Source organism: Rhodanobacter thiooxydans LCS2 (assembly GCF_000264375.1).
In the GTDB taxonomy this organism is placed as follows: Bacteria; Pseudomonadota; Gammaproteobacteria; order Xanthomonadales; family Rhodanobacteraceae; genus Rhodanobacter; species Rhodanobacter thiooxydans.
In genome coordinates, this window is record NZ_AJXW01000146.1 from 1 (window position 1) to 422 (window position 422).

Annotated in this window: 1 protein-coding gene; it reads right to left on the minus strand. The window is 70.1% G+C overall.

Going from position 1 to position 422, the window contains the following annotated elements; translation table 11 throughout:
* A partial coding sequence (locus tag UUA_RS18270; RefSeq protein ID WP_008439698.1) for a TPM domain-containing protein occupies nt 1-422 on the minus strand: 422 nt, incomplete at both ends.

Sequence of the window (422 nt, forward strand, 5' to 3'; positions counted from 1 at the left end):
CATCAGACCCTGCTCCAGCCCGAGCCCGGAACGCCCGTTGTCGGGCGCGCCGCGCACCGGCGGCGGCAGCGCTTCACCGTTGATCAGCTGGGTCAGCGCGCCGACCGCGTCGCTGATGCCGCCGAAGTAATCGCCGGTGCGGAATTTCGGCGCGATGTATTCGCGGATGATCCGCGCGGTGGCCGCGTCGGGGATGGCGCCCTCCAGGCCGTAGCCCACTTCGATGCGCACGCGGCGGTCGTCCTTCGCCACCAGCAGCAGCACGCCGTCGTCGGTGCCCTTGCGACCGACCTTGTTGGCCTCGGCCACCGCCAACGAGTAGCCCTCGATGTCCTGCTCGCCCGTGCTGCCGACCATCAGCACGACCAGCTGCGCGCCCTCGGCCTTTTCCAGCGCCACCAGTTGCGCATCGAGCTGGTCGA